The sequence below is a fragment of the Syntrophales bacterium genome, assembly GCA_023229765.1.
Taxonomy (GTDB): domain Bacteria; phylum Desulfobacterota; class Syntrophia; order Syntrophales; family UBA5619; genus DYTH01.
In genome coordinates, this window is record JALNYO010000045.1 from 1 (window position 1) to 26,849 (window position 26,849).

General features: G+C 49.4%; 28 protein-coding genes. All 28 read left to right on the forward strand.

Going from position 1 to position 26,849, the window contains the following annotated elements; genetic code table 11:
- The first annotated feature begins 235 nt into the window (after positions 1-235).
- The 28 genes from M0P74_15950 (at position 236) to M0P74_16085 (ending at position 26,664) form a co-directional block, all read left to right on the forward strand.
- On the forward strand, positions 236-640 hold the full coding sequence (locus M0P74_15950) for a hypothetical protein (GenBank protein MCK9365081.1): 405 nt from the start codon (positions 236-238) through the stop codon (positions 638-640).
- Between the two features lie 203 nt (positions 641-843).
- On the forward strand, positions 844-2,736 hold the full coding sequence (locus M0P74_15955; GenBank protein ID MCK9365082.1) for a divalent metal cation transporter: 1,893 nt from the start codon (positions 844-846) through the stop codon (positions 2,734-2,736).
- Between the two features lie 418 nt (positions 2,737-3,154).
- Positions 3,155-3,334, forward strand: a complete 180-nt coding sequence (locus M0P74_15960) for a CsbD family protein (GenBank protein ID MCK9365083.1) — start codon at positions 3,155-3,157, stop codon at positions 3,332-3,334.
- A 255-nt stretch (positions 3,335-3,589) separates the two neighbouring features.
- A complete protein-coding gene (locus M0P74_15965) occupies positions 3,590-5,206 on the forward strand; it encodes a DUF748 domain-containing protein (GenBank protein ID MCK9365084.1) in 1,617 nt (538 codons plus the stop codon).
- A 348-nt stretch (positions 5,207-5,554) separates the two neighbouring features.
- The gene (locus M0P74_15970; protein ID MCK9365085.1) at positions 5,555-6,094 is read left to right on the forward strand and encodes a hypothetical protein; all 540 of its coding nucleotides are present in this window, start codon (positions 5,555-5,557) and stop codon (positions 6,092-6,094) included.
- A 312-nt stretch (positions 6,095-6,406) separates the two neighbouring features.
- Positions 6,407-6,595 carry a hypothetical protein gene (locus M0P74_15975; GenBank protein MCK9365086.1) on the forward strand — a complete coding sequence of 63 codons (189 nt, stop codon included), beginning with the start codon at positions 6,407-6,409 and terminating at the stop codon, positions 6,593-6,595.
- Positions 6,596-6,663: 68 nt separating this feature from the next.
- The gene (locus tag M0P74_15980; GenBank protein ID MCK9365087.1) at positions 6,664-7,638 is read left to right on the forward strand and encodes a YihY/virulence factor BrkB family protein; all 975 of its coding nucleotides are present in this window, start codon (positions 6,664-6,666) and stop codon (positions 7,636-7,638) included.
- Positions 7,639-8,036: 398 nt separating this feature from the next.
- Complete coding sequence (locus M0P74_15985) at positions 8,037-8,186, forward strand: lmo0937 family membrane protein (GenBank protein ID MCK9365088.1); 150 nt, start codon at positions 8,037-8,039, stop codon at positions 8,184-8,186.
- Positions 8,187-8,238: 52 nt separating this feature from the next.
- Positions 8,239-8,553 (forward strand): BON domain-containing protein, encoded by a 315-nt coding sequence (locus tag M0P74_15990; GenBank protein ID MCK9365089.1) that lies wholly within the window; start codon positions 8,239-8,241, stop codon positions 8,551-8,553.
- Positions 8,554-8,735: 182 nt separating this feature from the next.
- Positions 8,736-10,346, forward strand: a complete 1,611-nt coding sequence (locus M0P74_15995) for a DUF3943 domain-containing protein (GenBank protein MCK9365090.1) — start codon at positions 8,736-8,738, stop codon at positions 10,344-10,346.
- 306 nt (positions 10,347-10,652) lie between these two features.
- Complete coding sequence (locus M0P74_16000) at positions 10,653-13,352, forward strand: bifunctional acetate--CoA ligase family protein/GNAT family N-acetyltransferase (protein ID MCK9365091.1); 2,700 nt, start codon at positions 10,653-10,655, stop codon at positions 13,350-13,352.
- A gap of 71 nt (positions 13,353-13,423) precedes the next feature.
- A complete protein-coding gene (locus M0P74_16005) occupies positions 13,424-14,080 on the forward strand; it encodes a DUF1566 domain-containing protein (GenBank protein MCK9365092.1) in 657 nt (218 codons plus the stop codon).
- A gap of 73 nt (positions 14,081-14,153) precedes the next feature.
- Positions 14,154-14,288, forward strand: a complete 135-nt coding sequence (locus M0P74_16010) for a DUF3096 domain-containing protein (protein ID MCK9365093.1) — start codon at positions 14,154-14,156, stop codon at positions 14,286-14,288.
- An 88-nt stretch (positions 14,289-14,376) separates the two neighbouring features.
- Positions 14,377-14,556, forward strand: a complete 180-nt coding sequence (locus M0P74_16015) for a CsbD family protein (GenBank protein MCK9365094.1) — start codon at positions 14,377-14,379, stop codon at positions 14,554-14,556.
- Between the two features lie 322 nt (positions 14,557-14,878).
- Entirely contained in the window at positions 14,879-15,157 is a 279-nt protein-coding gene (locus tag M0P74_16020) for an antibiotic biosynthesis monooxygenase (protein MCK9365095.1), read from the forward strand.
- A 91-nt stretch (positions 15,158-15,248) separates the two neighbouring features.
- A complete protein-coding gene (locus tag M0P74_16025) occupies positions 15,249-15,533 on the forward strand; it encodes a lmo0937 family membrane protein (GenBank protein MCK9365096.1) in 285 nt (94 codons plus the stop codon).
- Between the two features lie 4 nt (positions 15,534-15,537).
- Positions 15,538-15,852 (forward strand): BON domain-containing protein, encoded by a 315-nt coding sequence (locus tag M0P74_16030; protein MCK9365097.1) that lies wholly within the window; start codon positions 15,538-15,540, stop codon positions 15,850-15,852.
- Between the two features lie 161 nt (positions 15,853-16,013).
- Positions 16,014-19,391: an Ig-like domain-containing protein gene (locus tag M0P74_16035; protein ID MCK9365098.1), complete on the forward strand. Its 3,378-nt coding sequence runs from the start codon at positions 16,014-16,016 to the stop codon at positions 19,389-19,391.
- A 182-nt stretch (positions 19,392-19,573) separates the two neighbouring features.
- On the forward strand, positions 19,574-20,716 hold the full coding sequence (locus M0P74_16040) for an OmpA family protein (protein MCK9365099.1): 1,143 nt from the start codon (positions 19,574-19,576) through the stop codon (positions 20,714-20,716).
- Positions 20,717-20,804: 88 nt separating this feature from the next.
- Positions 20,805-21,026, forward strand: coding sequence for a hypothetical protein (locus M0P74_16045; GenBank protein MCK9365100.1), 222 nt, complete (start codon positions 20,805-20,807; stop codon positions 21,024-21,026).
- Between the two features lie 37 nt (positions 21,027-21,063).
- Entirely contained in the window at positions 21,064-21,726 is a 663-nt protein-coding gene (locus M0P74_16050) for a hypothetical protein (GenBank protein MCK9365101.1), read from the forward strand.
- A 101-nt stretch (positions 21,727-21,827) separates the two neighbouring features.
- Positions 21,828-23,063: an OmpA family protein gene (locus tag M0P74_16055; protein ID MCK9365102.1), complete on the forward strand. Its 1,236-nt coding sequence runs from the start codon at positions 21,828-21,830 to the stop codon at positions 23,061-23,063.
- A gap of 349 nt (positions 23,064-23,412) precedes the next feature.
- Complete coding sequence (locus M0P74_16060) at positions 23,413-24,096, forward strand: ABC transporter ATP-binding protein (protein MCK9365103.1); 684 nt, start codon at positions 23,413-23,415, stop codon at positions 24,094-24,096.
- The gene (locus M0P74_16065; protein ID MCK9365104.1) at positions 24,090-25,121 is read left to right on the forward strand and encodes an ABC transporter permease; all 1,032 of its coding nucleotides are present in this window, start codon (positions 24,090-24,092) and stop codon (positions 25,119-25,121) included. The genes M0P74_16060 and M0P74_16065 overlap by 7 nt, the downstream gene beginning before the upstream one ends.
- 327 nt (positions 25,122-25,448) lie before the next feature.
- Positions 25,449-25,643: a hypothetical protein gene (locus tag M0P74_16070; protein MCK9365105.1), complete on the forward strand. Its 195-nt coding sequence runs from the start codon at positions 25,449-25,451 to the stop codon at positions 25,641-25,643.
- Positions 25,636-26,034, forward strand: coding sequence for a CsbD family protein (locus M0P74_16075; protein MCK9365106.1), 399 nt, complete (start codon positions 25,636-25,638; stop codon positions 26,032-26,034). The genes M0P74_16070 and M0P74_16075 overlap by 8 nt, the downstream gene beginning before the upstream one ends.
- The gene (locus M0P74_16080; GenBank protein ID MCK9365107.1) at positions 25,964-26,116 is read left to right on the forward strand and encodes a DUF3309 domain-containing protein; all 153 of its coding nucleotides are present in this window, start codon (positions 25,964-25,966) and stop codon (positions 26,114-26,116) included. Before M0P74_16075 ends, M0P74_16080 begins: the two co-directional genes overlap by 71 nt.
- A gap of 188 nt (positions 26,117-26,304) precedes the next feature.
- Positions 26,305-26,664, forward strand: coding sequence for a YtxH domain-containing protein (locus M0P74_16085; GenBank protein ID MCK9365108.1), 360 nt, complete (start codon positions 26,305-26,307; stop codon positions 26,662-26,664).
- Positions 26,665-26,849: the final 185 nt, after the last annotated feature.

Consider the following 26,849-nt stretch of genomic DNA (forward strand, 5'->3'; position numbering starts at 1 on the left):
CGCCAATGGAAGCGGGAAAAGTCCGTGCGAACATTGGCATAACCACCGCTGCCGTGGGGCCTTCTCTTTTCTATATTTACCCCCTGAAAGGAGGAGATCCCGACGGCCACGACCAGAAGGAGTGAAATCATGTCCAACGCCAGCGAAGACCGCCGCAGTTAGGCGCATTTCAGGGCGGAGTTTCAGACGCTGCTCGCGCTGGCAACGGCGGAAATAGTAGAGAAAGGAGAAATCGATGGAAACAAAAGTGGGTTTGTGGATTGACCATAGGAAGGCAGTTATCGTGGCTGTTACGGGCAAAGGGGAAGAGATAGAACTGATAAAATCGAAGGTTGAAAAACAGCTCCGACGTTCTGGTGATTCACCTCTTAAGGGTTCCCATGAAACACTTCAAATACCGGCAGATGATAGCCGCCAGAAAAAGTTTACCGGTCATCTCAACATTTACTACGATGCGGTAATTGCATCTATTCGTGATGCAGAATCTATTCTGATCTTTGGTCCTGGTGAGGCTAAGGATGAACTGAAAGAACGTATCGAAGAAAGTAGCCACGTTGGACGCGTTGTAGGTGTTGAAACAGTTGACAGGATGACGGATCGTCAGATCGCGGCGAAAGTTCGACAGCACTTTGCCGAGTAGTGCTCGACAATAGGACCGAGGCGGAACCTCCTGCCGAGTTATTCGATTTTGACACGGAAGGCCGCACCGCTCAAGAGCACGGTAACTGTGAACAGGAAAGAGATGCCAGTTGAACTGATCACGGAAAAATTACTCATCCACCCCAATCATGTGTTCATCATCCAGGAGCAGCGTGATTTGCACGTACTTGATGGAGAGTTCCGTTGAAAGCTGATATCAAAACCCTGGGGATGGGCCGACGTGATTGCCAAAAAAGGGTTTTCGGAATGAGTGATAAGCAATCTTCTGAAGCTAAACCGGAACGAGATGGTGGGGCGAAGCAGGCTAACCAGGCCGGTCAAGGTGCTCAGGAAGAGGCCAGGAAAATTGAGGTCGGCATGGTCGTAGAAGCCGATGGAGGTGATCTCGGACAAGACGATATAAGCGCAGCGATGGTAACTGAGATAGTTCATGATCAGGCTGGCAATGTCGAGAAGATAGTTGCCGAGAAGGGTACTATCTTTAGGAAACAGCTTGAGATTCCCGTCGAGCGGATACAGTCCGTTACGCAAGAAACCGGCGGTGACGAGTCAACCAGCCCGCCAAGTAAAGTTATTATCTCAGCCAGCGAAAATGAAGTTGAGGCGCTCGCGGCGGTTGGGCCGGAGGCGTTTCCTCCCGAAGACCTGATCAAGCCAAAGTACGGGGACGACCTACTCGACTTAACGGGGAAAGCTCTGCCAACGGACGTTGGCCTACGCAGACTTGAAGAGAAGGCAAGAGAGACAGACATGCTGCATGGTACCTTGGAAACGGGTGAGACCAACGAGAGGAGGAAAACCAGCGAAAAAGAAGAGAGTTCAGATACTGCTGCAGGCGATGACGATAAGGTCAACATAACCCAAGTGTTAGGCCCGGGCCTTTTGTCCGGGATGGCAGGCAACGACGCTTCTGCCGTCGCCTCATACTCGTTGGATGGCGCCCAGAACGGTTACGGCCATCTCTGGCTGATGCTTCTTTCTACTCCATTGCTTCAAGCCGTTCAATTCGCGTGCGCCAAGATAGGTCGCGTCCAACAAAAAGGTCTGGCAGAAATACTTCGTGATCAGTACGGAAGAAAAGTGGCAGTGCCCGCTGCCTTGCTCCTGATTGTTGCGAATATTGCCTTGATCGCAGCTGATCTGGTAGCTATCAGCACTGGTCTCGAATTGATAACGGGTTTGCGGTGGGCATGGTTCGCGGCGCCGGTTGCCCTCGCCCTGTGGTATATCACGGTATACCAGAACTTTGACGCAATCAAAAAGATCTTCCTGGCGATGAGCATGGTTTTCGTGGCCTACATAATCACCGCCTTCTTTTCGAAGCCGGATTGGGGTGCAGTGCTAACCAATACATTTGTACCGCACGTGGACTTCGGCTTTGCCAGCATCAGCACAGCAGTTGCACTGTTGGGCGCGACTATCTCTCCCTACACGATCTTCTGGCAAGTACAGGGAGAAAAAGAAGAAAAACGCTCCGGTTCAACCAATCGCAAGTTCCGGCTCGCCGCCATAGACATTGCTGCCGGCGTGATCAGTGGCAACCTAATCGCGTACTTTATTATAATCTCTACCGCAGCTACATTGTTCACCAAGCACCAGCACATCCATACAGCACTCGATGCAGCACGTGCCTTGGAGCCGCTGGTTGGTCCCTTCGCCAAGTATCTGTTTGCCTTTGGTCTGATTGGAGCCGGTCTCATCGCCATCCCGGTGTTGCTGGCCAGCGCATCTTACGGCGTAGCCGGCACTATAGGCTGGCCGTCCGGTTTATCGAAGAAACCCTGGCAAAACGAGGGTTTTTATCTGATCTTGACGGTGGGGCTTGTTGTGAGTCTGCTCCTTGCAATGATTGGTCTCGATCCGGTACACCTCATGTTCTGGGCAAATGTGCTGCAAGGTGTGCTGTCTCCGGTCCTGGTCGTATTGCTTGTAGTGATAGGCAACAGTCGCAGAATAGTGGGTAGGAACAAACTGGGATTGATCACCAATTTAGGCTTAGTCGTGGCAGCCATAGTCATGTTCGGTGCTTCAGCACTGCTTTTCTATGGGTTGGCGACCGGGCAGGGTGGCGGATAATCGGGCAGTGACGGCGGCTCGTTCAAGGGGCATGATTGTTGCGCGAAAGAGTAAATTCTTAGCTACACGGAAATATCGGTTGAACTGATTACGAAAAAATTAGTCAAAGTACCCCTCAATATATTGAGGTTTCACCAAATATTGAGGCCAAACGAATCATTTCATACTTTTCTGCTGTTCTCTCCGGTTAATCTAATCTACTGTTATTAAAGGACGATTTTAAACTTCTGATGTTCTTTCGCTTGTTGGCAAGCCACTTGCAGTTACTACCTGTAGAACCTGGTCATCATACGAATGAAGGTCCTTTCTGAGAAGCGTATGGAGTTAACACAGACGATTGCTTCACTGTCCGGTTCCATAAGGATGGAGAAGGGATGCCAGCCCAGTAGTTAAATTGAAGTCATAAAGGAGGAATACCATGAAATCGAGCATTAGGGACAAGGCCGAAGGAAAGTTTCACGAAGTGAAGGGTAAGGTCAAGGAGACCGCCGGGAAACTTAACGATAATCCTGAATTGGAAGCTGAAGGTATCGATGAAAAGATAGCCGGCCAAGTTCAGGAAAAGATCGGTCAGGTCAAAAAGGTTTTGGGGAAGTAGTGAGAGAGAGATGAGGTGAACTATGGGCATAAAAGACTGGTGCGTTCAAGTCTGAAAGAAGTGGAGGATCGCTATGCGTAAAACAGAAGCAGGGAAAGTGGGATGGATTTTACTTTGGCTCCTGGGAATCCCGGTCCCGATTTTAGTGGTGCTGTTTATTCTGCGTGGGTGCACCTGAGGCGGCTCTGTTTCAAAAAATATTCGCTGACGCAGTAATGAGTACGACAATAAAGCCCGCAGACTCTGGAGAGACTCATGGCGGAGAACAGAAAAGAGAAGTCTTTGTTAAAAAAACTGTTGTATTCCAGATCGTTTCGCTGGGGCATCGGTATCCCTGCCATCCTTGTCCTTGTTCTCTATAGCGCATCTTTTTTCCTTGATGAACCTCTGCGCCGCATCACGGAAGAAAAAATTAACCGTGATTTGAAAGGGTATTCGGTTCGGTTGCCGGGGTTGCATGTCCAGTTGATAGGCCTTTCCTTGACCTTGAAAGGATTGACCGTCTTGCAGCAGGCGCATCCTAATCCTCCTATTGCCTATTTCCCCATTCTCAAGGCCAGCATCCACTGGCGGGAGATCCTCTCGGGAAGGCTTGTCGCCGAATTAAGGCTGGACCAGCCGAAAATCAACATCAACCTGCTGCAACTGCGCAACGAGGCGGCCAGTAAGGTCCCGCTGAAGGAGATTGGCTGGCAAAAGGCGGTGGAGGACATCTACCCGCTAAAAATAAACACCGTGAAAATCAGGGACGCCAACATCACCTATATCGACCAGGATCCGAAAAGACCGCTCGCCCTGAGCCATCTGAACCTCCAGGCGACCAATATCCGCAACGTCCGCCTTCCAGACCAAGTCTATCCCTCCTCGTTCCATCTTGATACGTCAATCTTTGACACCGGGCACGGCAGTATCGATGGCGACGCAAATTTCCTCTCCGAGCCGTATCCCGGCATAAAGGGCCGCCTCAAGTTGGAAAAGGTTCCGCTCGATTATTTCAATACGATGGCTGCCCGCTCGAACCTTTCCATACATGGCGGAGTGCTTAGGGCCGCCGGCGACGCCGAGTATGCGCCAAATGTGAAAAGCGCCCACCTGGAATACCTGACGATCCAGGGGATGACACTCAACTATATCCATTCGCAACGCACCGCCGGCGCCGAAAAAAAACGTGCGGCCATAGTGGAAAAGACCGCCAAGGAGCTCACCAACAAGCCCGGGATTTTGATACGCGCCGATCAGTTGGATCTTACGGGGTGCAACCTCGGTATGGTGAATGAGGCGGCGCGCAAACCGTACCGCGCATTTCTTGCCGATACCGATTTGCAGATGAGCAACTTTTCCAATCAGTTTTCTCAGGGACCTGCGCAAATGCGACTGAAGGCGAAATTCATGGGAAGCGGCATCACGACTGCATCCGGGAGTTTCCGGCCGGAGAAAGGGGGATCTGATTTCGATCTCTATGTAAAAATCGAGAATACCAAGTTGACGGCGATGAACGACTTGCTGCGCGCCTACGGGAATTTTGATGTTTCCGCCGGGGCCTTTTCCCTTACCTCAGAGGTGCACGTCAAAAATAACGCCATTTCCGGCTATATCAAACCGTTCTTCAAAGATATAAAGGTCTATGACAGGCGCAAGGATAAGGGGCAAGGCGTCTTCCATCAAGCGTACGAGATGCTGGTCGGCGGGGTCGCCAAACTGCTTGAAAACAGGTCGCGCCAAGAGGTTGCCACCAAGGCAAATATCACGGGCTCGTTGAAAAACCCGGAAACCAGCACCTGGCAGATCGTCGTCGAGCTCATCAAAAACGCATTTTTCAAAGCGATTCTTCCCAGTTTTGATAAAGAGGTAACCGGAGCAGGTAAGCGGTGAGCGGGTAAAACCAAAGGGGAATCGGCGGCGCTTACCGCGGGAAGAAAATTATCCCTCAATATGCTGAGGTTCCACCAAATATTGAGGTCGAACTAATCATTTCATGCTTTTCTACTGTCCCTTACTATTAGTAGAACTACATGTTTATAAAGGAATAATAAATGTTGTAATTTTTCTTCGGCTAATGGCCGGCCATTTGCTATTACATGCTCATGATTATGACCATCTTACCCGGGAGCTGGGGTGATACCCATCAGAGTTATTAGAGGGCGAAAGCCTCTGTGACGCACGGCAGGCGGGGGACGTGCGCGAATCGATTTTTCAACCACTAACCAAAGGAGGCATGAAATGAACAAAATGTTTGCTATTACCCTTGCCGTCGGTCTTGCTCTCAGCAGCGGCGCCAGCGCGGAGAATATGTCCAAAAACGGGTACAATGAGCAAAAGGCCAGGATAGCGGCAACGTACAAGTTTGATAAAGACAACTGCAAATCAATGTCCGGCAATGCCAAGGATATTTGCATGGCAGAGGCCACCGGCAAGGAGAAAGTTGCCAAGGCGGAACTCGAAGCGAATTACAAGCCCAGCGCCAAGGCGCGCCGCAAGGTAAGGGAAGAAAAAGTGGAAGCCGATTACAAAGTTGCCATTGAAAAGTGTGACGACAAGGGCGACAACCTCAAAGATGTCTGCGTCAAAGAAGCAAAGGCCGCGATGAAGTCGGCCAATGCGGATGCGAAAGCCAGCAAGAAAGTGGGCGAGGCGCGCAAGGATGCAGCCGAGGACAAACGCGAAGCCGAGTACGCAGTTGCCAAGGAAAAGTGCGAAGCGCTGGCCGGGGCTGAAAAAGACAGTTGCATTGCGGACGCCAAGGCGCTCTACAAAAAGTGATCCCGCACGGCCTTTTATTGGCGATACTTGGTAGAAAAAGGCAAGATAACTAACGCGGGCAATAAGCTCGCAACCCAGCATACGCAAAAATGACGGTCATTAGAAATGTTCCTAAAACCGCATTTGATGACGGCCTGTACCCCTGCCAAGAAAATTCCCTGTTTTTTGGCAGGGTTTACAGACTAATGCACTAACACAGAGAGTCCAAACTATATCAAATCAGATCGAAGTTTTTGTAAAGTGTAATGTTCTCGGGGGCGCCATTGGCGCGACTCGGAATCCTTTTCTTGGGCTGATGCAGGAGTAAACAAGATGAGTTGGTTAGGATGGCTTGGTCTGGCAGTAATCATCACCGTCATTGTGGCCGTCACCGGTATCAAGCCGAATGGTACGCGACACGTCGCCCACACGAGCTTGATGGGGATGGCGCGGCTCGTACTTCTGGCGGTTCTCATCATCATCATCGGCTACCTGACGTTTCGAACCCGGGCCGGGGGCTGACGTTGACGTGAGCAGCCCGATATCATGACATTGCAAAGCTTGCTGCTAATTGAGGACTTACCGTGCAAATGAAGGTGAAAGAAACTTTAAAGGTGGCAAAAAATGGCGGCAAGTTAATTATTGCAGCCTTTAATGCCTTTATCGAAGACAGCGCCTTAACAATGAGTGCGGCACTTGCTTACTATACGGTTTTTGCAATGGCGCCTCTATTAATCATGCTTATTTCCATAGCGAGCCTTTTTTATGGTGCAGATGCCATAAATAGAAACTTATTTCAGGAAATCAATGGTCTGGTAGGTAATCAGGCCGCTTTTCAGATACAGGAGATTATCCGCAATATAAGTCTCAAAAATGATTCTACTTTTGCTGTAATTTTGGGAGTAATCACTTTATTTATTGGAACTACGGGTGTCTTTATAGAAATACAGGATTCTCTTAACCATATCTGGCGTGTAAAAGCAAAATCTGAAAAGGGTTGGAAAAAGATGCTGATGAACCGGGTTCTGTCCTTTTCAATGGTCATAAGTCTTGGATTTCTTTTAATTGCATCCCTGATTATTAATGGATTAATCCTCGCCCTAAGTGAGCAGTTGAGTAAGTATTTTCCCGATCTGACAATTGTGGTGATCAATATTTTTAACGTTGGGCTGACCTTCATCATCATCGCGGTCCTCTTTTCGGTAATTTTCAAGTTTTTACCTGATGTGGAAATAGGCTGGAGTGATGTTCGCATCGGCGCATTTTTCACAGTCACGTTATTTATTATAGGAAAGTTTTTAATCGGGCTCTATATCGAAAAAGTTGGTCCGGGTTCTGCGTACGGAGCAGCAGGTTCCCTCATTGTAATTCTGGCATGGGTTTATTATACATCGGCAATTCTGTATTTCGGGGCAGAATTTACCCAGGTATATTCAGAACGTTATGGCGGAAAAATTAAGCCTGCTTCTTACGCGGTTCATATTATACAAACCGAGGAAGAAAAAACTGTTAAGGTTCTGCCTCTGAAGGAACACGAAGTGGAACAAGAAAAAATACAGTCATAGATCACCATATAATTACCTGCCCGACAAACCTGTGGATGGTTGACCCATTCAGATGCACTGTTTCAGATCAATAAATGGGTGCCGACAATAATCTCCAACCGGCGCATGCCTCTAAGCTGTCCCTCAATATTTAGATGTTCCACCAAATATTGAGGCCAAAAGAATCATTTCATTCTTCGCTGTTGATACTTCCGGTTAACCTAACATCCTGATATCAAGTTATTAATCAACTGTTCTGATCCTTTATAGGTTATTGGCAGGCTCTTTGCAATAACCGTTTACGATCATGGTCTCGTCAACAAAGGGGGAATTCCAATGGTTTACTGTATGGGTGTTGCCGTTTGGGATGGTGCTGCGATAGACGGCAGCGAACTTGTGAAAACAGAAAGGAGGAGCAAATGCTGTGGACAATTGCCGTAATCCTCGTAGTTCTCTGGCTGTTGGGAATGGTGAGCGGCTATACGATGGGTTCTTTTATTCATATCCTGTTGGTAGTTGCCATCATCGTCGTACTGGTCAGAGTTATTCAAGGGCGGAAACCGTTGTAGTATCGGGATCCATATAAGCTATTTCATCACAACATAAAAAGGAGAAACCACTATGAAAAAAAGAAAGATCGTTACCTACTGTTTAGTGCTTATGATGCTTATTGTCACCTTTACCGCCTGTGCCTCGACACGCACACATGAAAGTGCAGGTGAATTCGTTGACGATTCGGTTATTACGACCAAGGTGAAGTCGCTGCTGGCTAATGATGACTTTCTCAAGTCATTTCAGATCAGTGTCGAAACTTACCAGGGTACCGTGCAACTGAGCGGCTTCGTTAATTCTCAAAAAGCCGTAGATAAAGCGGGGCAAATCACAAGGAGCGTCAAAGGGGTAAAATCACTAAAGAATAGTCTGACCGTGAAGTAGGCGATCTCTATTTTTTTGAGATTTGCAAAGCGAAGCCCCCTACTTCATTCCCGGAAGTTATAAAGGGTTATAACGCGGTGCTTCGCGCTTCCAGATTGTATGCGTAATTTAAGTGAGTTACGGATACAATCTGGTTCCTTTTCCAATCGTTGTCTTTAATGGACGGAAAGAAGGGAGAAATCGTGAAACGCGCAGGAAAAACAAGTACGGCGATGCTTGTAGCACTATTGGCGGGGATAATGATTTCTGTCAGCAGCTACGCCTTTGCCCAAAAAAACTATGGGAATAACTACGCACTGGCGTCAACATTCGGATATGACAGTACGAAGGAATTGGAGGCGGATGAGCTTTCCGCTATGAAGACTCCGAGCCGTACCCTAAATATCGCTATGGACGAGAAGGGCTGGTTAACGGAAAGGCGCGCTGAGACGAAACAGGCCATTTCCTGGGATACTGGCGCCGGCAAGAGTTATCTCATCCCAGCCTTGGAAATCCCGGCCTTTCTCTTTCTACTCAATGGGTACGACCGGCTTGCCTACCCCAACTCCGTAGAGCCGTCAGGGGAAAAAACCTACAGCGTGAACCTGTCAACCTTTAGGGACCACGTACTTCACGGGCCTTGGGGGGTTGATACGGACGCCTTCAACGTGAACCAGTTCATGCATCCATATCAGGGATCAATGTACCATGGATTTGCGCGCTCTGCCGGACTCAACTACTGGGAATCACTGCTTTATACTAACGTTGGGAGCTTTCTCTGGGAAACAGGTGGGGAGACCAGTAACCCCTCCATCAATGACCAGTTTGCCAGCGGCATTGGTGGGAGCTTTTTCGGGGAGGCGCTTTTTCGCATGGCCAGCCTGGTGCTCGAGGGCGAGGGCAGCAAGCCAGGATTCTGGCGTGAGCTGGGGGCAGCGGTTCTCTCCCCATCCACCGGTTTCAATCGCCTTGCCTTTGGAGAGAGGTTCAAACCCGTGTTCCCGAGTCATAATCCGGCGACCTTCTGGCGCCTGCAGCTTGGTGAAAGTTTGAAGTCGGACTTGATCGACCAAGGGGTCTCGAGCACGATCAGGCGCAATGAGGCGACTGCGGATTTCTCCATGGCTTATGGGCTCCCGGGAAAACCCGGCTATAGTTACTCACGTCCGTTCGACTACTTCCATTTTGAATTTAAGACCCTCGGCAACGTTGACAACCCTTTCGATAACGTCATGATCCGCGGACTCCTCCTCGGAGCGGACTACGAGGTCGGCGATTCCTATCGCGGGATATGGGGTATCTATGGCGGCTATGACTATATATCGCCGCATATCTTCCGCGTTTCAAGCACCTCCGTCTCTCTCGGGAATACCTTTCAATGGTGGCTCTCGCAGGCGGTAGCGCTCCAGGGCTCGGTCCTCGGCGGCGTCGGCTATGCCGCTGCCGGCAATGTCGCCCAAGTTGGTCAACGGGACTACCATTATGGAGTCGCCCCGCAGGGGCTCCTCTCGCTACGTCTCATTCTTGGCGACCGGGCCATGTTCGACTTAACGGGACGCGCGTATTATTTGAGCGGCATGGGTGGCGATGACCCGGGAGGGAGGGAGGACATCGGTCGTCTGAACATGGGATGCACCGTGCGCGTTTACGGCCGTCACGCCTTGGGGATCCAGTACAACGCGTCCCTTCGAGATGCGCATTATACCGACCGGGCCGACTCTCACCAGACCGTGGGAACCGTCAGCCTTGTTTATACATTTCTGGGCAGCCCCGGCTTCGGTGCTGTCGAGTGGCGCGGTACTGACAGTCGCTGAGTCGGAAAGTGGAAAGTTATGAGAAATAGAATGTTTCCATTTTTTGCCCCGTTAATGCTGTTATTAGCCGGAGCGCCGTTTGAAATACGGCGAAACACCTTATCAAAGGAGGCAGTTATGAAGAGAATGGTTGTGTTGGCAATGGCGTTGGTGTTGATGCTTGTGTCTATTGGCGGATGTTGGCCATATTGGTATGAAGATGGCAGGGGTGGAAGGCATGACAGAGGGGGAGGACATGATGGGGGTCAAAGGCATGAAGAACGGCATTAGGAAAGTCAGGGAAGCATAACATAAGGAAAACAGAAAATGAGCCGCATAAAAGTGATGTTTGATCCCAAAACAATAGCCCTGATCGGCGCAACCGAGAAGGAAGGGGCGGTCGGACGGACAATCCTGGAGAATCTGCTCCGATCAAAAGAGAGGAGGATATTTCCGATAAACCCACGTGTGAGCAAGGTATTGGACTTGGAGAGCTATCCCGCCATCGCGAGCGTTCCTGAACATGTTGATCTGGCCGTCGTGGCAACTCCTGCCCGTTTAGTGCCGGGTGTGGTTGAAGAATGCGGCCAGGCAGGCGTAGAGGGGGTAGTAATAATTTCCGCCGGGTTCAAGGAGATCGGCGCCGAAGGTACACAGTTAGAAAGCGAAATCGACCGGATCAGGAAAAAATACGGGATGCGCATTATGGGACCAAACTGCCTCGGTTTTGTGAGACCCGCCGTAGGCATAAATGCGACCTTTCTTAGGGGCAACCCTCCCCCGGGAAATATAGCCTTCATCTCTCAGAGCGGCGCCCTCGGCAGCGCGATACTCGATTGGGCGGTAAGCGCCGGGATAGGCTTCAGCTTGTTTGCGTCACTGGGCTCCATGATTGATGTTGACTTTGGCGACATGATTGATTTTCTGGGAGATGACGGGGCCACAAAGAGCATCCTGATCTATATGGAGGGTGTGGGCAACGCGAGAAAATTCATGAGTGCGGCCCGGGCGTTTGCCCGCCGCAAACCCATCATTATTTTGAAGCCGGGGCGATTTGCAGAGAGTGCAAGGGCGGTCCATTCCCACACCGGCGCAATGGCAGGGGACGACGCGGTATATGAAGCTGCCTTCAGGAGGGCAGGCGTTGTTAGGGTCGGGGAAATAGCGGAACTCTTCAGCGCTGCCCAGGTTCTTGATTCGACGAGGTTGCCGGCTGGTCCGAGGCTTGCCATCGTAACGTCTGCCGGCGGGCCGGGCGTGATGGCCACCGATGCCCTGATTCACCTCGGTGGGGAACTGGCAAATCTCTCCGTCGAGAGCATGAATCAACTCAATGCATTTTTGCCGCCCTACTGGAGCAAAGCCAACCCTGTTGATGTGCTGGGAGACGCAAACGTTGACAGGTTTACGAAAGCCATAACTATCTGTCTTGGCGATCCCATGGTGGATGGAGTGATCATTATTTACGTGCCTTTGGACTCGGCCCCTTCAACCAAGCTTGCGCAAACGATAGCCGATATTGGGAAAAATGCCGGGAAGCCTGTCATCGCCACGTGGATGGGCGGCAAGGAAGTCAAAGAAGGGAGAAACATTTTTGTTGAAAACGGCATCCCTAACTACGACACCCCTGAGGAGGCTGTCAGAACTTATGTAAATATGTGCAGGTATAAAAGGCATCTCGATGAACTCTATGAAACCCCTGACGAGTCTCCAGGACAGGTAGCGCCGTCGAAACGGCACTTGAAGGAGATGCTCAGGATGGTTCTCAAGGAGGGTAGAACGCTTCTTGGCGAGGAAGAGTCCAAGGATTTCCTCATGACTTACCATATCCCGGTGACGCCGACCGAACTTTCCCAGGATTCGGAAGCGGCGTTAACCATCGCGAATAAAATTGGTTATCCGGTCGTCATCAAGGTTGTCTCGCCGGACATTTCCCACAAAAGCGATGTGGGCGGCGTCATCATGGGAATAGATTCCAGCGCCGCCCTGCAGGCAGCATATAAGACGTTGCTCCAAAGGGTGAAGAGACGCGCCCCGGAAGCAGTCATAAGGGGTGTAGCTGTAGAAAAGATGGTCACGGATGTTGATTACGAACTCATTCTTGGGGCTAAGAAGGATAGGGATTTCGGTTCTGTTATCCTCTTTGGCATGGGAGGGACGACGGCCGAGTTCATTAAAGACTTTTCAATCGGGCTTCCGCCGCTCAATCGGACATTGGCGAAGATGTTGGTACAGGATACGAAGGTTTATAAAATGCTCCAGGGTTTTAGGGGCAAACCACCGGCTGATTTTGAAGAAATCGAGGAAATAATTGTCAATTTTTCCAATCTTATCGTAGATTTTCCCGAAATAGCTGAAATAGACATAAATCCTCTTGCCATAGCGAACGGTAAAGCCACAGCCTTAGACGCACGAATCATTATTGACAAGAATTATGCCACAACCGGCCGATCTCCCTATCCTCACTTGATTATCACTCCCTATCCCACGAAGTACATCAAACCCTGGCAATTGACCGATGGGACTGTAGTGCTTCTGAGGCCGATCAGACCTGAAGATGAGCCCGCCGAGCATGAGATGCTCTCCTCGCTGTCTGAAGACACATTGAGGGCCAGGTTTTTCTCCGCTGTCAAAGAGATATCACATGAGGAACTTATCCTTTTCTGTAATATCGACTACGACCGGCACATGGCAATCGTTGCGGAATTGCGGGAGAACGGGAAGAAAATAATGATAGGGGTTGCCAGACTTATTATGAACCAGGACCTGACGTCCGGCGAAGTGGCCGTCCTTGTTCACGACAGGTTCCAGGGAAAAGGCCTCGGTTATAAACTTGTCGAAACGCTTATCGAGATAGCCCGTGAGCGAGGTCTTGAGGATGTCCGGGCCGATGTCCTCACCGAAAACGGGAAAATGCTCGGGATCTTCAGTCACTTGGGGTTTGCAACGCGTCGGGTTTCCGGCGGTACGAGTGAAGTCTTGTTGACACTCAAAGAACAAGGCTACCCGGGGGTAAGCTCAAAATAGTCCAGCCAGAGAAAGAGGAATGCTAAATTGAAATTTATTTCCCGTTTATATCGCAGGAGGTTAAGGTCGTTATGATCAAAAAAAAAGGGTTTGGGCTGTTGCTCGGCATGTTCACTTTGAGCGCATTTATTTTTGTATATCCAGTTTTTGCCGAGAGCAAAGTCCTTGTAAAAGAGACGACTAAGAAATCTGCAAAAAACAAAACTCAGGAGCAGGTAAGAAAACGGGAGATAAGGGCCCCGATCAACAAGACGCCGGCAGAGCAGGAAGAAGCGAAAGCTGAGGAGGCCGCTGCCGTGGCGGCAGGATTGATTCCCCGGAAGACAATCGGCAAGGACGGCCGCTTTATCGCCTATAATGACGGGACTGTTCTTGATCGGAAGAGCGATTTGATGTGGGCGGCGCAGGACAATGGGGCTGATATCACCTGGCGCGACGCTATGAGCTATTGCGAGAATTATCGCGGCGGCGGATATACAGATTGGCGTATGCCGACGCAGGATGAACTGGCGGGTTTGTACGACAAGAACGAAGGTTATAAGTCTGTCTGTGGAGATGAAACTCATTTAACAGAATTGATTCGCCTTACCTGTCATTGGACGTGGGCCTCCGACACAAGCGAATCCGGGGCTGCCTGCTTCCGTTTCGGCGGCGGCGGCTACCGCTGCTGGGGGCCCCCTTCCGGGTTGAGCAACTCCCGCGCCTTCCCGGTACGTTCCGGCAAATAGGCGGTCTAGTTCTTCAAAATGAATCCCACAATATGTTAAGGTTCCATTAAATTCAGAAAGGAGGCCGAATGCTATGCAAATGATTATATCGCCACAGCCAATAGTTTCCATACTTGCGGGAATATTGATTCTCATTGTCCCGAGACTGTTGAGCTATATCGTTGCCATCTATCTCATTATAGTTGGCATTCTCGGGCTGCTCCACTGAGTGGTCAAGGAATATTCCATTGTCGGGAGATTATCATCTTAAACAGAATATTTAAGCAGTCAAACATAAATCCTTAAGGGGGAATGCCATGAAATCCAGCACGAAGGACCAGGCGGAAGGCAAGTTTCACAAGGTAAAGGGTAATCTCAAGAAGGTAGCCGGGGAACTGAGCGATAATCCTGAGTTGGAAGATGAAGGAAACGTTGAGAAGATTGCCGGCATAGTTCAGGAAAAGATCGGTCAGGTCAAGAAAGTTTTGGGGAAGTAGAGGTATAGTATGACGAGTCGGGTTTCACTGCTTCCGGTTTTCTATACACCGGAGGCAGAGAATCTGATGGTCAACTTTCATCACAGAACGTTCGTCGCCAGGTCCCCTCAACACGTCCCTCAATATTTTGAGGTTCCACCAAATATTGAGGTCAAATGCAGCATCTCAAACTCATCCGCCAGCCTCTTTCGCTGATCAAACCGCCTGTTATTAAAAGAGTAATTTAAGTTTCTAATTTTCCCCCGGCTGTTGGCAGGCCCTTTGCTAATACATCCCCATGATTCTCGCAATTATACAAATGAAGGTACTCTCTGAGAAGCGCATGGAATTGACGCAGACGATTGCTTCCTTGTCCGATTACATAAGGAAGGAGGAGGGTTGCCAGCGTTGCTACTTCTGCCAGAGTATCGGGGATGAAGATCAATTCTTTCTTATTGAAAGATGGGATAACGAAAAGAACCTTATGAACCACCTCAAGTCGGATCATTTCCGGGTGCTCCGGGGGGCGATGGGACTTCTCAAGGAACCGTATGAAGGGACGTTCCACATCGCCTTTCAGCCGCAAGGGGTGGAAGAGGCAGAAACAAATAAAGTAGACTGAGTTCATGGCCGGATAGATTGACGGCTATCTGAGGGTGGATATCAGGGTGTGTCGGCAGGAAGGAACCGTGAGCAATCGGAAAGGAGAGCGAATGTTGTGGACGATTTCTGTGGTTCTGATCATTCTGTGGATGCTGGGAATGGTTAGCGGTTATGCGATGGGTGGTTTTATTCATATAATGTTGTTTTTTGCCATCGTTGTTCTGCTGATCAAAATCAAAGACGATTGCAGAGACTATAATTCCGGATATGCGATGAAGACATATTTGAAAAGGCAATTAAAAAGCAGGCACAGAAAGGTTTTGCCAAAGCTTACTATAGCTGGGGAAAAGGTCTCACAAACAATCATTTCATCAACAATTTACCGAAAGGAGTAACGCCATGAGAAAAAGAAATATCGTTATCAACTGTTTAGTGCTTCTCGCAATGATCGTCACCCTGGCCGCCTGTGCATCGACACGCACACGTGAAAGTGCCGGCGAATATGTTGACGATTCGGTCATCACGACCAAGGTGAAATCGCTGCTTTCAGCAGATGATTTTCTCAAGTCATTCCAGATCAGTGTAGAGACTTACAAGGGCACCGTTCAACTGAGCGGCTTCGTAAATTCCCAAAAGGCTATCGATCAGGCTGTTAAAATCACGATGGGCGTCAAGGGGGTAAAAGCATTAAGAAATAATATGGTCGTGAAGTAGAAAACGGGTATCCTTTCCGGTAGGGAGGATGGCGGCTGGCTTTAACCAGAAGCCAGTATTGCTGATGCAAGGTTTCTTCATGGTACCCGGGCGGAGGCAAAGGCAGCCGGCAATCGACATAAAGAAAGTGCTCATCATTGAGCAGAAAAGGAGGAGTGGTTATGAGAAGATTTAAAGCTGTACGAACGTATCTTTTGTTTATCTTAATTCTAAGTGGTTTTTTAATTACGGGATGCGGAGGAGGCGGAGGAGCATTCGAAACCGGACATTGGTTGCCACCCGATGTGGTTTCCGTAGCGGTAACGCCGTTAACGGCCGCAATACCGGTTACGGGTACCCAACAATTTATTGCAACTGCGACATATCGTGATGGTTCATCCCGTGACGTGACCGCGTCCTCGAGCTGGACTTCGGGCACTCCCGCTGTTGCCACCGTCAGTTCCACATCTGGTTCCGCTACCGGCGTTGCTTCCGGCGCATCGATTATTTCTGCCGCTTTCGGCGGCATGTCCGGCTCAGCAACCTTGACCGTGAACGCCGCAATATCGGTGTCCTTCGTGGTGACGCCGGGAAGGGCCTCGCTACCGGTTACGGGCACCCAACAGTATACGGCGATTGAGACATTCAGCGATGGCACAACCATCGACAGGACAGTGGGTTCCACCTGGTCTGCAACTGATCTCGTCGGCGTCGGCATTGCCACGATAGGGGCGAACACGGGCCTCGCTACCGGCAATGTTGTCGGCCAATCGACCATCAAGGCGATTTTCGGCACCAAAATCTCGACCGCTACTTTGACGGTGACCGCCGCAACATCGGTGTCATTCGTGGTGACCCCTGGAAGAGCCTCTATGCCGATCAGCGGTACGCAACAATTTATCGCAATTGAGACATTCAGCGATGGGACCACCATCGACAGGACTGTGGCCTCCACTTGGTCTGCAACAGATCTCGTCGGCGTCGGCATTGCCACCATTGGGGCGAATACTGGTATCGCAACCGGCAATTCCGCGGGCCAATCGACTATCAAGGCAATTTTTGGCCTCAAAACTGCGACGACAGCCGTATTGACCGTGACTGCCGCAACATCCAAGTCCTTCGTAGTAACACCGGCTCTGGCTTCAATACCGGTCACGGGCACCCAAAAATTTACGGCAATTGAGACATTTAGCGATGGGACCACTATCGACAGGACAGCGGCCTCCACTTGGTCTTCACCGGATCTCGTCGGCGTTGGTGTTGCCACTGTCGGGGTGAACACGGGTCTCGCTACTGGTTTGACCGTTGGCCAATCAACCATCACTGCCACTTTCGGCCTCAAGGTCGCGACAGCCAACTTGACCGTGACCGCCGCAACATCCAAATCCTTTGTCGTGACGCCGACGCTGGCCTCAATACCGGTTACAGGTACTCAACAGTATACGGCGATTGAGACATTCAGCGATGGCACAACCTTCGACAGGACAGCGGCCTCCACCTGGTCTGCAACAGATCTCGTCGGCGTCGGCGTTGCCACGATTGGCGCTAACACCGGCCTCGCTACGGGCAATGTTGTCGGCCAATCGACCATCAAGGCCGTTTTCGGCCTCAAGACGGCGACGACGGCCGTATTGACCGTGAACGCCGCAACATCCAAGTCCTTTGTCGTGACACCGGCCCTGGCCTCAACACCGGTTACGGGTACTCAGCAATTTGCGGCGATTGAGACATTTAGCGACGGGTCAATCTTCGACAGGACAACGGCTTCCACCTGGTCTGCGACTGATGTCGCCCCCGGCGTCGGCGTTGCCACCGTTGGGGCGAACACGGGCCTCGCTACCGGCAATGTTGTCGGCCAATCGACCATCAAGGCGATTTTCGGCCTCAAGACCGCGACGACAGCGACCTTGACCGTGAACGCCGCAACATCCAAGTCCTTTGTCGTGACACCGGCCCTGGTCTCATTACCGATTACGGGCACTCAAAAGTATACGGCGATTGAGACATTCAGCGATGGCACAACCATCGACAGGACAGCGGCCTCCACCTGGACTTCACCGGATCTCTCCGGCGGCCCCGGTGTTGCCACAATCTTGCCGACCGGCGTCGCTACCGCTAAAGTCCTCGGCCAATCCACCATTACTGCCACTTTCGGCCTCAAGGTTGCAACAGCCGTAATGACCGTGACCGCCGCAACATCCACGTCGTTCGTGGTGACGCCGGCCCTGGCCACAATACCGGTTACGGGCACCCAACAATTTACGGCGATTGAGACATTTAGCGATGGCACAACCATCGACAGTACAGCGGCCTCCACCTGGTCTGCAACTGATGTCGCCCCCGCCATCGGTGTTGCCGTAATCGGGTTGAACACGGGCCTCGCTACGGGCAATGTTGTCGGCCAATCGACCATCAAGGCCGTTTTCGGCCTCCAGACCGCGACGACGGCCACCTTGACCGTAACCGCCGCAACATCCAAGTCATTTACGGTTAAGCCTGCAACGGCCACAATAGGGGTCGCGGGTGGTACCCAACAATTTAACGCGATTGAGATATTTAGCGATGGATCAACCATCGACAGGACAATAGCCTCCACCTGGACATCAGTTGATCTCGTCGGCACCGGCGTTTCCACAATCGGTTTGAACACCGGCCTCGCTTCCGGTAAGGCTTTAGGTCAATCGACGATCACCGCCACTTTCGGTCTTCAGACCGCGACGGCCGTCTTGACCGTAACCGCCCCCAACCCCGGATCCGCAGGCTCAGGCCCGGATCTTAAAACGGTTGCCCCTCACGGGATTATAGCTTACAACGCGATCACCAACTCGGCTGGCCCAAGCCATATCTATGGAGATGTCGCGTTAACTCAGCCCGGGCCTGGTGGTACTATCGCATCTGTAACTGGACCTGGAACTAATGATGGCGGGGTTGCGCCGTTACTAACTTCATCTATCGTGACTGACAGTTACAGTGTGCCCTCAACCCCGGGGCTGATAACCGCTGCGGATAATGGCACTCCTGCTAAGATTGCTGCCCTGCCACAGCTGCTACTCGACTTGAGAGCCGTGTATGACGACCTCTTTAGCCGTGCAGCGCCAGTGACAGCGCTAACGACACCGGCGTCGGCGGCTGGGGTCAGCGGCGGTACTTTTCCCGCAGCCGCACCAGACCTAAGTGGGTATATCCTCAGCCCGGGCATCTTTACTACTTCAGGCACGTATGGGCTCAGTAATACCTTAGGTCCTCTCGTGCTCGATGCGGGGGGCAATCCGGATGCAGTCTTTATCATCCGGTCAACAGCAGTTGGTCCCTCTGGCTTGACCTCGACAACTGGTAGTGTTGTCCTGCAAAATGGCGCCCAGTCGAAAAACGTTTTTTGGCTATTGGACAATGCGACTATCGGGGCGGGCACCTTCTTCCGGGGAACCGTAGTGACAGGTCATGCTATCACGCTTCTCGCCCACGCCAACGTGGAGGGCAGAATGTTGGCAGGAGCGCTCGGTCTTGTGAGTGGCGCGATTACGTTAACGGACACTAATATCATTACCGTACCTAAGTAAGGAATAAGGTATTGGCCGAGAAAACAGGCAAAAAGGGAAGACAGACTATGATCCATAATTCACCTGTCTCCCTTTTGCCTCTCGAAAACGCTTCGTTTTTTGGACACACAGATCCCCTCCGGTTTTTTTCCAAGAGCCGGAAGGGCAACAGCAAGATGCAACAATATAAAGGAGGACATACAATGAAAGCAAAGTATCGTGCAGCACTTATGGTAGCTGCGTTTATTTTTCTCCTACCCTTGTCGGCTCGCTCCGAGATAAGGGAAGGATCATTTGAAGTGGGTCCGTTCGGAGGGTACAATTTCTTCGAAGATAATCAGAATCTGGAAAATCGACCCGTATTTGGCCTACGGCTGGGCTACAATTTCACGAAGTATTTTGGCATTGAAGGTGTCGGTGAATACATAAATAGTCGCGTTGATGACAAGAACCTACTATGGACCAAGGAAGGGCAGTTTACCAGTCCCATAGAGAAAGTGGACCTTACTTTTTATCATCTCGATTTCGTCTATCACTTTAAGCCCGAGGGTAAATTCAACCCCTTTGCGCTGGTCGGTTTCGGAGGAACCCACTATCGTCCGGATACTAGATCGACCAAGGACATGGCTGCTTTTAATGTTGGCGTAGGCGCGAAATACTGGCTTAACGACAGTGTCGCACTCAGAGTCGATCTCCAGGATTATCTGGTTACCGAGATCATGCAATCGACCTACCATAATGTTGGAGTTACCCTGGGCGTAACTTTTGCTTTCGGCGGCAAGGCAAAGCCCGCACCGGTCCAGGTTGCGAAGTATGAACCCAAGCCCGAACCCAAGCCCGAACCCGTGCCCGAACCCGTGCCCGAGCCTAAACCAGTTCCGCCGCCGCCGCCTCCACCGGAACCAAAAGTTGAGGAGAAGGTGATCATTGTGGCTGAGCCAAAGGTCGAGGAGAAGGTGATGGTCGCCGCGGCGGAGCCGAAGGTCATTGTCCTTGCATTTGAGGACGTGCATTTCGATTTTGACAAGTCAACACTTAAGCCGGAAGCGAAGATGATCCTGCAAAGGAATATTCAGCTTCTGAAAGACAACCCCAAAGCAAAAGTCCGTATTGCAGGCTATACCTCTGCTTCCGGCAGTGAAGCTTACAACCAGAAGTTAAGCGAAAGAAGGGCAAAGGCTGTCGAGGAGTACCTCATTAGCGAAGGCGCCATTACAAGTGACAGGCTTTCCACAATCGGCTATGGCGAGACAAAACCCGCAGTTCCTGAAGCAGCCCCTAAAGAGCTTTTCTCATCAGCGGCAAAGGCAAACATGAGAGTCCTCTTCGAAATCATCATGGAATAAGAGGATTGGGGCAAGTCCGAGTTCAAGTTCGAAAAATTTGTATTTCCATTGCCGGCTTGAATAGCCGGCAATGGAAACGGGAGGTTGTATGAAACCACTAAACATATTTGCGATCATCCTGATTGTTCTGGGAATAGCAGCGTTTGCCTACCAGGGAATCACCTACACAACCAGAGAGAAAGTCGTCGATCTGGGCCCTATCCAGGTGACGGCTGAAAAAAGTAAAACGATTCCGCTGCCGCCCATTGTCGGCGCCATCGCGCTTGTGGGCGGAATCGTGCTTTTGGCTATGGGAAACAAAAGAGGTTGATAGAGGGAAAAACTGTGATGGGTATTGAGGCGACAAAATGAAAAAAGTATTTTGGGTAACGATTCTTATGGCGTTGGCACTTGTACTTCCTGTTTCAACGATGGCGAGGGTGGATGTAGGCATTAGCATTTCTCTGCCGCCGCTCATCGTATTTGCCGCACCGCCAGAGGTGGTCGTGCTGCCAGAAACGAATGTCTATGCTGTTCCTGATTTGGACGTGGATATTTTTTTCTACGGTGGTTGGTGGTGGCGTCCTTGGGAAGGACGATGGTACCGTTCGCGAAACTATAACTCTGGTTGGGGTTACTACCGAAATGTTCCCTCTTTTTATCGCGGGATACCGGCAGGTTGGAGGAATGACTATCGGGAGGGTCGCTGGAAAGGGCATCAATGGGACCACGAACGAATACCCCACGAACAAGTCCAAAAAAACTGGCGCAACTGGGAAAAGAACAGACATTGGGAAAAGCAAAACAGTTGGGGTGTCAAAGGGTTGAATCCCCGACAGAATTCCCGGCAACAAAAAAGCGAGGTGCGACAACAGAAGCCAAGAGTGCAACCGCAACCCCGAAAAGCGGAGCCGCAACATCGAGAGGTACAACCACAATCGCGGCCCCAGACCCGAGAGGCCGTCAAACGACAACAATCTCAACCGCGGAATGAAAAACCTGAAAAAGCAAGGAAAGATAAAAGAGATTAGAGTGATAAAGGGTTTAACCGAAAATAATAAGGGGTTTGCATCTATGGAGGCCGTTTGCCGCCATAAAATGAATTTTGACAACTAAAAAAGGAGATATTGTTATGAGAAGAATCAGTTATGGATTAGTTTTTTTGTTAATGGTTTTCTTACTGTTTACCGGTTGTGCGACATTTAAGCCGGTTAATCTTAACCCGCAGATTCAATCCGGGCAATTAGTTCAAAAAACGGACAATGTCATTGTTCTTTTTGACAAATCTGCTTCCATGAATGAGTTGCACGGCAAACCTATGGTAAACGGAGCTACTCGCCTGGTACATGCGAAAAATGCTACGAAAAACATGATCGCGACGATTCCGGAAATAAAGCTGAATGCCGGACTCAGAACCTTCTGGGGCGAAGAAACGGCTCTGATTTATGGAATGAAGTCACTTGTGAAAGAGGATTATACGAAGGCAATAAGCTCTATCGAAAATCCCAACCATAGAACCCCTATGGCAAATGCGATTACGGCGGCAGGCAGTGATCTCAGGTCGGGGGGGGGTAATTCGGCCATCATCATTGTCAGTGATTTTTCGGAAATTCCAGGGATGGATGACATCAGGCCCGCTGCTGTCATGGAAGCCATAACAAAAGTGAATGCAGAATACGGCGACAAACTCTGCGTTTATGCCATTCAGGTAGGATACACTCGCGACGGGAAAGAACTTTCAGAACAGATCGTGCAGAACGTTGAAGGCGGCTATACCGTAAACGCCGATAAACTGGTAACCCCGGCAGCCATGGCCGCCTTTGTGGAAAAAGTAATCGCCGGCAATTGCCTGCGTTATCATGAACTGGTTGCAAAGCCGACGGAGAAGGTAATTATCCTTGCAGCCGAGCCGAAGGTTGAGGAGAAGATCGCTGCTGTTGTGGCTGCGCCGAAGGTCGAGGAGAAGGTCGAGGAGAAGGTTATGGTGGCCACGGCGGAGCCTAAGATCATTATCCTTGCTTTGGAGGACGTACATTTTGATTTCGATAAGTCAACCCTTAAGCCGGAAGCGAAGACGATTCTGCAAAGGAATATTCAGCTTCTGAAAGACAATCCCAACGCAAAAATCCGCGTTGCCGGTTATACCTCTGCTTCCGGCACGGAAGCATATAACCAGAAGTTAAGCGAAAGAAGGGCAAATGCCGTCCAGGAATACCTCATTAGCGAAGGCATCATTACACCGGACAGGCTTTCCACAATCGGCTATGGCGAGGCAAATCCGGGCATGTACGAAGCGGCGCCTAAAGAGCTGTACTCACCAGCAGCAAAGGCCAACATGAGGGTTCTTTTTGAAATCATTGTGCAATAGGAGCGTAAGGAAAGGAGGAGAAAATGGAATTCGTTATTGGAATTTTGGTCGTGGTAGCTTTAGTGTTTGTGATTATGTATTTAGCAAACCGGACATAAGAAAGGGAGACAAAAAATGGGATTAGTCATTGGGATTTTAGTTGTGGTTGCTTTAGTATTTGCGATTGTCTATTTAATGCAGCGGACGTAAGGCATCGCAAGATACCTGACGTAACGGCCTGCAGTGCTGTTAACCTTCCAAGGGATGGCAACGTTTGATAGAGTCTTACGTTGCCATCCTTCCACATCAAATTCCCGGCTATTGCATTGCCGGCCAGGAAAACCATAGGACGGAATGCAAATCAATATTTATGCAGATTGAGATTCATAATCTTACAAAGGTTTATAGTGAAAAAAGGGGGCTTCTCCCCGTTAGCCTCGAGGTAGAAAAAGGGGAGCTGATTGCCGTTATCGGACACAACGGAGCTGGTAAATCCACTCTTTTGAAAATGCTGGCCAGTTGGCTCCTGCCCGACAGCGGAGAAGTTTTGGTGGACGGCATCAATTTGGCAAATAGATTGGCTGTGGTCCGGAAAGTTGGTTTTGTCCCGGAAACGCCTAATCTTTTCGATTTCTTTTCCGTTGGTTACAATCTCAAGATATTTGCCCGTCTTTTTCAAGTCCCCTTTATACGAATGGAAGAAATTATGAAGGAATTCAATTTGCTGCCATATCGTAATAATAAGATACATGTTTTATCAAAGGGACTAAGGCAAAGAGTGAGTATTGGGCGCGCCCTTTTGGCAGATCCTCCGGTGCTTCTTTTTGATGAACCTACATCGGGAATAGATTTTGATATGACAAAAGAGATTTACAGGCTGCTAAAAGATTTTCATGCCTCCGGAAAAACAATCATTTTTACCTCTCATCGGCCTGAAGAGATAAAAACCCTGGCAACACGCATAATTGTGCTGCATCAAGGGTCTTTGGTCTTCGATGGTTCACCCCAAACATATTTTCAATCAGACCTTCATGAAAAGCTATATCGATGCTGATTAAAAATATTATTACATTAACTCTGAATGATTTGGCTATTGCCCTTAAGAATAAGACGATCTATCTGATTCTTTTCATACCCTTCTTTGTTTTTCTCTCTTTGAAACTTGTTGACAGTGCCGATACGGTCTTCAAGAAGATCAATGTTGGACTCATTCAACAGGAAACGTTTGCCCCGGTAATTCTGCAAACCATTAAAGCAGCCGATAAAGTCTTTACCATTTTTCCTGTTGCCAATGAGGAGGAAGGCAAAAGATGGTTAAAAGAAAAAAAGATAGACGGCCTGTTATTAAGATCTGAAAAAGAACGTAACAGTCTATTGCTTGTAGTTTTAAAAAAAGAGTCTTTGCTGACCCTTTCAATAGTAGAGAGTTTCTCGGCATTACAGAAAGCAGCAGAGGGAAAAGCAGTAAACTGGATTTCTGATGTTAGGCCTCTTCATGCCGGTGAGATTCAAAAACAAACTCTGCCGACCTGGATACTCATGCTGGTTTTATTAGTGAGCTTCATTATCATGCCGGCGCAAGTGGCTGAAGAAAAAGAAAAAAAATTACTTCTGGCGCTATTGCAGACTCCCATGCGCGAAATTGAGTGGCTGATTGCGAAATTGTTCTTAGGGATGATTTTAATATTAATAGCAGTGCTATTCCTTCATCTGCTGGGTAAATTTGATCCGGGAAATGTCCTGAGCTATGTTGCGTTCATCTTGGTTGGCAGTTTCTGTTTCAGCTCTTATGGGATATTGCTGGGTTTTTTATGCCGTAGTCAGGCAAGCGCCAGAACTTTAGGCGTCATGTTCTATCTGCCCCATCTGCTTCCTTCTGCCTTATCGGATTTTTCACAAAAATTAACTTCCGTTGCTCCCTTTTTGCCTTCCTACCAGTTTTATGAGCCGATTAAATCAATTCTCCTGGAGGACGGCAGCATGGCAAATCTATCCATAGAATGGATATATCTGCTTTTGGTCGGGTTAGTAACCTTTTTCTTTTCATATCGCCTCATGAAGAAACGCTGGCTCATGTAAAAGAGTCAGATCAAGCCGGCAGACCCTTATTTAAGCATCCCTCAACATGCTGAGGTTCCATCAAATATTGAGGCCAAACGCGTCAAGCCTTACTCATCTACATGTATTTTCTATTCACATAACCAGCAGTTATTAAAGGGTGAATCAAAGATTATGATTTGGATTCGACTATTGGCAGGCCATTTGCATTCACAGTTACGAGCCAATCGGATGGTTCAATGTGCAAGGAGGAGAGAACGGCTGAATATATGAATCCAGCACTACCTAAAAAAGTTGCCGGTATCTTGTATTAGTGAGTGACTCACTTGGGAAAGGAAGATAATTGCTATGAATCAGCAGAAATCGGATCAGAAATGGCAGCAGCTTCAGTCTCATATAGAAGGTTTTTTCGGACAGGCACTCAGAAACGGTATTCAGCGGATCGAATACAGGCCGCAATATACCGCCCTTTTGGCGATGCCGTTTGAACGTGATCCGACAATAAGCGATAACTTCAGTCAAAAAGAGGATAAATATGAATGAAGACATTCTGAAAGGCAAATGGAAGGAAACCAAAGGGAGGGTTAAAGAGAGGTGGGGAAAACTCACCGGTAATGATCTTGGCGAGAGCGATGGAAAAAGAGAAAAACTTTTTGGGCTTTTACAGAAAAAATATGGATGCATCCGGGACAAAGTCGATCTGGAATATAAAGAAAGCGTCGAATTGTCAGGAATTGTCAGCAGTATACGTCAAATAATGAATAAAAAGAGCGATATTATGGCAATTGAATTTATTGCTCACTACGGACGGCCCTTGTTCGCGAAAAAACATGAGAATCAACGTAAAGAAATGGAGGAAAACCATGGGTGCGATACTGATTGTTATTTTGATACTCGCCTTAGTCGGCGTAATACCCACATGGCCCCACAGTAAGAGCTGGGGGTACTATCCCAGCGGAGGAATCGGATTGGTTCTTCTAATTGTGCTCATCCTGTTGCTGATGGGGCGGATTTGAGGCAACATTATAGGATTCAAACATTAGAGGCAATTGCAAAACCATTTGTCATTCCCGAATGTCTCTATCGGGAATATGGTTTTTCAAGCAGTTAGAACCAGATTCCCGCTCAGAATCGTTGCGGGAATGACAGAAATGGGGAGTTTTGCAATTACCTCATTATATATGGAAATAGAGGAGGAGAAATCATGTCAAATCAGATCGAAGGATTTATAAAAGGCATTCTTATTGGGGGCGTCATAGGCGCTGTGGTCGGTATTCTCTATGCGCCCAAAAGCGGTAGGGAAACACGGGATGATATTAACGAAAAAACAGAGGAATTGCTGGCAAAGGCAAAAAAGGAATACGAGACTGCCTTGAAAAAGAGTTGCAAAGCCTATGAAGCGGCGGTCGAACAGTTGCGGTACATAGAGGCCTCCACGAAGGTGAAGGTCGGAGAAATTGAGGAAAAGGTGGATGAGTTGAATGAACTGGGGAAAGAAGCGTTTCACGAAACCAAGGGGCATCTGACGAAAGCTGTGAATGCGGCCGTTCATGCCTTCAAGTAGAGGCAGGGATAGCAGTCAAGGAGGGGAGGTTCATAACCTCATTGCGATTACAAATGCTAAAGAGCCAATTGCAAAACTCCCAACGCTGTCATTCCCGCGACGCTTCTGGGCGGGAAAACGAAGTTTAATGTTCATAATCCAGTTTTTAACTATTTGAAATCATGGATGCCCGACAAAAGCATTCG

Bases quoted from the DNA above. Each gene is read 5' to 3' on its own strand.
- M0P74_16085 (MCK9365108.1), top strand. From the start codon at position 26,305: ATGTCAAATCAGATCGAAGGATTTATAAAAGGCATTCTTATTGGGGGC.
- M0P74_16045 (MCK9365100.1), top strand. From the start codon at position 20,805: ATGAAACCACTAAACATATTTGCGATCATCCTGATTGTTCTGGGAATA.
- M0P74_16050 (MCK9365101.1), top strand. From the start codon at position 21,064: ATGAAAAAAGTATTTTGGGTAACGATTCTTATGGCGTTGGCACTTGTA.
- M0P74_16075 (MCK9365106.1), top strand. From the start codon at position 25,636: ATGAATGAAGACATTCTGAAAGGCAAATGGAAGGAAACCAAAGGGAGG.
- M0P74_16025 (MCK9365096.1), top strand. From the start codon at position 15,249: ATGTTGTGGACGATTTCTGTGGTTCTGATCATTCTGTGGATGCTGGGA.
- M0P74_16030 (MCK9365097.1), top strand. From the start codon at position 15,538: ATGAGAAAAAGAAATATCGTTATCAACTGTTTAGTGCTTCTCGCAATG.
- M0P74_16010 (MCK9365093.1), top strand. From the start codon at position 14,154: ATGCAAATGATTATATCGCCACAGCCAATAGTTTCCATACTTGCGGGA.
- M0P74_15990 (MCK9365089.1), top strand. From the start codon at position 8,239: ATGAAAAAAAGAAAGATCGTTACCTACTGTTTAGTGCTTATGATGCTT.
- M0P74_16035 (MCK9365098.1), top strand. From the start codon at position 16,014: ATGAGAAGATTTAAAGCTGTACGAACGTATCTTTTGTTTATCTTAATT.
- M0P74_16040 (MCK9365099.1), top strand. From the start codon at position 19,574: ATGAAAGCAAAGTATCGTGCAGCACTTATGGTAGCTGCGTTTATTTTT.
- M0P74_15965 (MCK9365084.1), top strand. From the start codon at position 3,590: ATGGCGGAGAACAGAAAAGAGAAGTCTTTGTTAAAAAAACTGTTGTAT.
- M0P74_15970 (MCK9365085.1), top strand. From the start codon at position 5,555: ATGAACAAAATGTTTGCTATTACCCTTGCCGTCGGTCTTGCTCTCAGC.
- M0P74_15950 (MCK9365081.1), top strand. From the start codon at position 236: ATGGAAACAAAAGTGGGTTTGTGGATTGACCATAGGAAGGCAGTTATC.
- M0P74_16080 (MCK9365107.1), top strand. From the start codon at position 25,964: ATGGGTGCGATACTGATTGTTATTTTGATACTCGCCTTAGTCGGCGTA.
- M0P74_15980 (MCK9365087.1), top strand. From the start codon at position 6,664: ATGAAGGTGAAAGAAACTTTAAAGGTGGCAAAAAATGGCGGCAAGTTA.
- M0P74_15960 (MCK9365083.1), top strand. From the start codon at position 3,155: ATGAAATCGAGCATTAGGGACAAGGCCGAAGGAAAGTTTCACGAAGTG.
- M0P74_16005 (MCK9365092.1), top strand. From the start codon at position 13,424: ATGATCAAAAAAAAAGGGTTTGGGCTGTTGCTCGGCATGTTCACTTTG.
- M0P74_15975 (MCK9365086.1), top strand. From the start codon at position 6,407: ATGAGTTGGTTAGGATGGCTTGGTCTGGCAGTAATCATCACCGTCATT.
- M0P74_15985 (MCK9365088.1), top strand. From the start codon at position 8,037: ATGCTGTGGACAATTGCCGTAATCCTCGTAGTTCTCTGGCTGTTGGGA.
- M0P74_16055 (MCK9365102.1), top strand. From the start codon at position 21,828: ATGAGAAGAATCAGTTATGGATTAGTTTTTTTGTTAATGGTTTTCTTA.
- M0P74_16020 (MCK9365095.1), top strand. From the start codon at position 14,879: ATGGAATTGACGCAGACGATTGCTTCCTTGTCCGATTACATAAGGAAG.
- M0P74_16000 (MCK9365091.1), top strand. From the start codon at position 10,653: ATGAGCCGCATAAAAGTGATGTTTGATCCCAAAACAATAGCCCTGATC.
- M0P74_16015 (MCK9365094.1), top strand. From the start codon at position 14,377: ATGAAATCCAGCACGAAGGACCAGGCGGAAGGCAAGTTTCACAAGGTA.
- M0P74_16060 (MCK9365103.1), top strand. From the start codon at position 23,413: ATGCAGATTGAGATTCATAATCTTACAAAGGTTTATAGTGAAAAAAGG.
- M0P74_16070 (MCK9365105.1), top strand. From the start codon at position 25,449: ATGAATCAGCAGAAATCGGATCAGAAATGGCAGCAGCTTCAGTCTCAT.
- M0P74_16065 (MCK9365104.1), top strand. From the start codon at position 24,090: ATGCTGATTAAAAATATTATTACATTAACTCTGAATGATTTGGCTATT.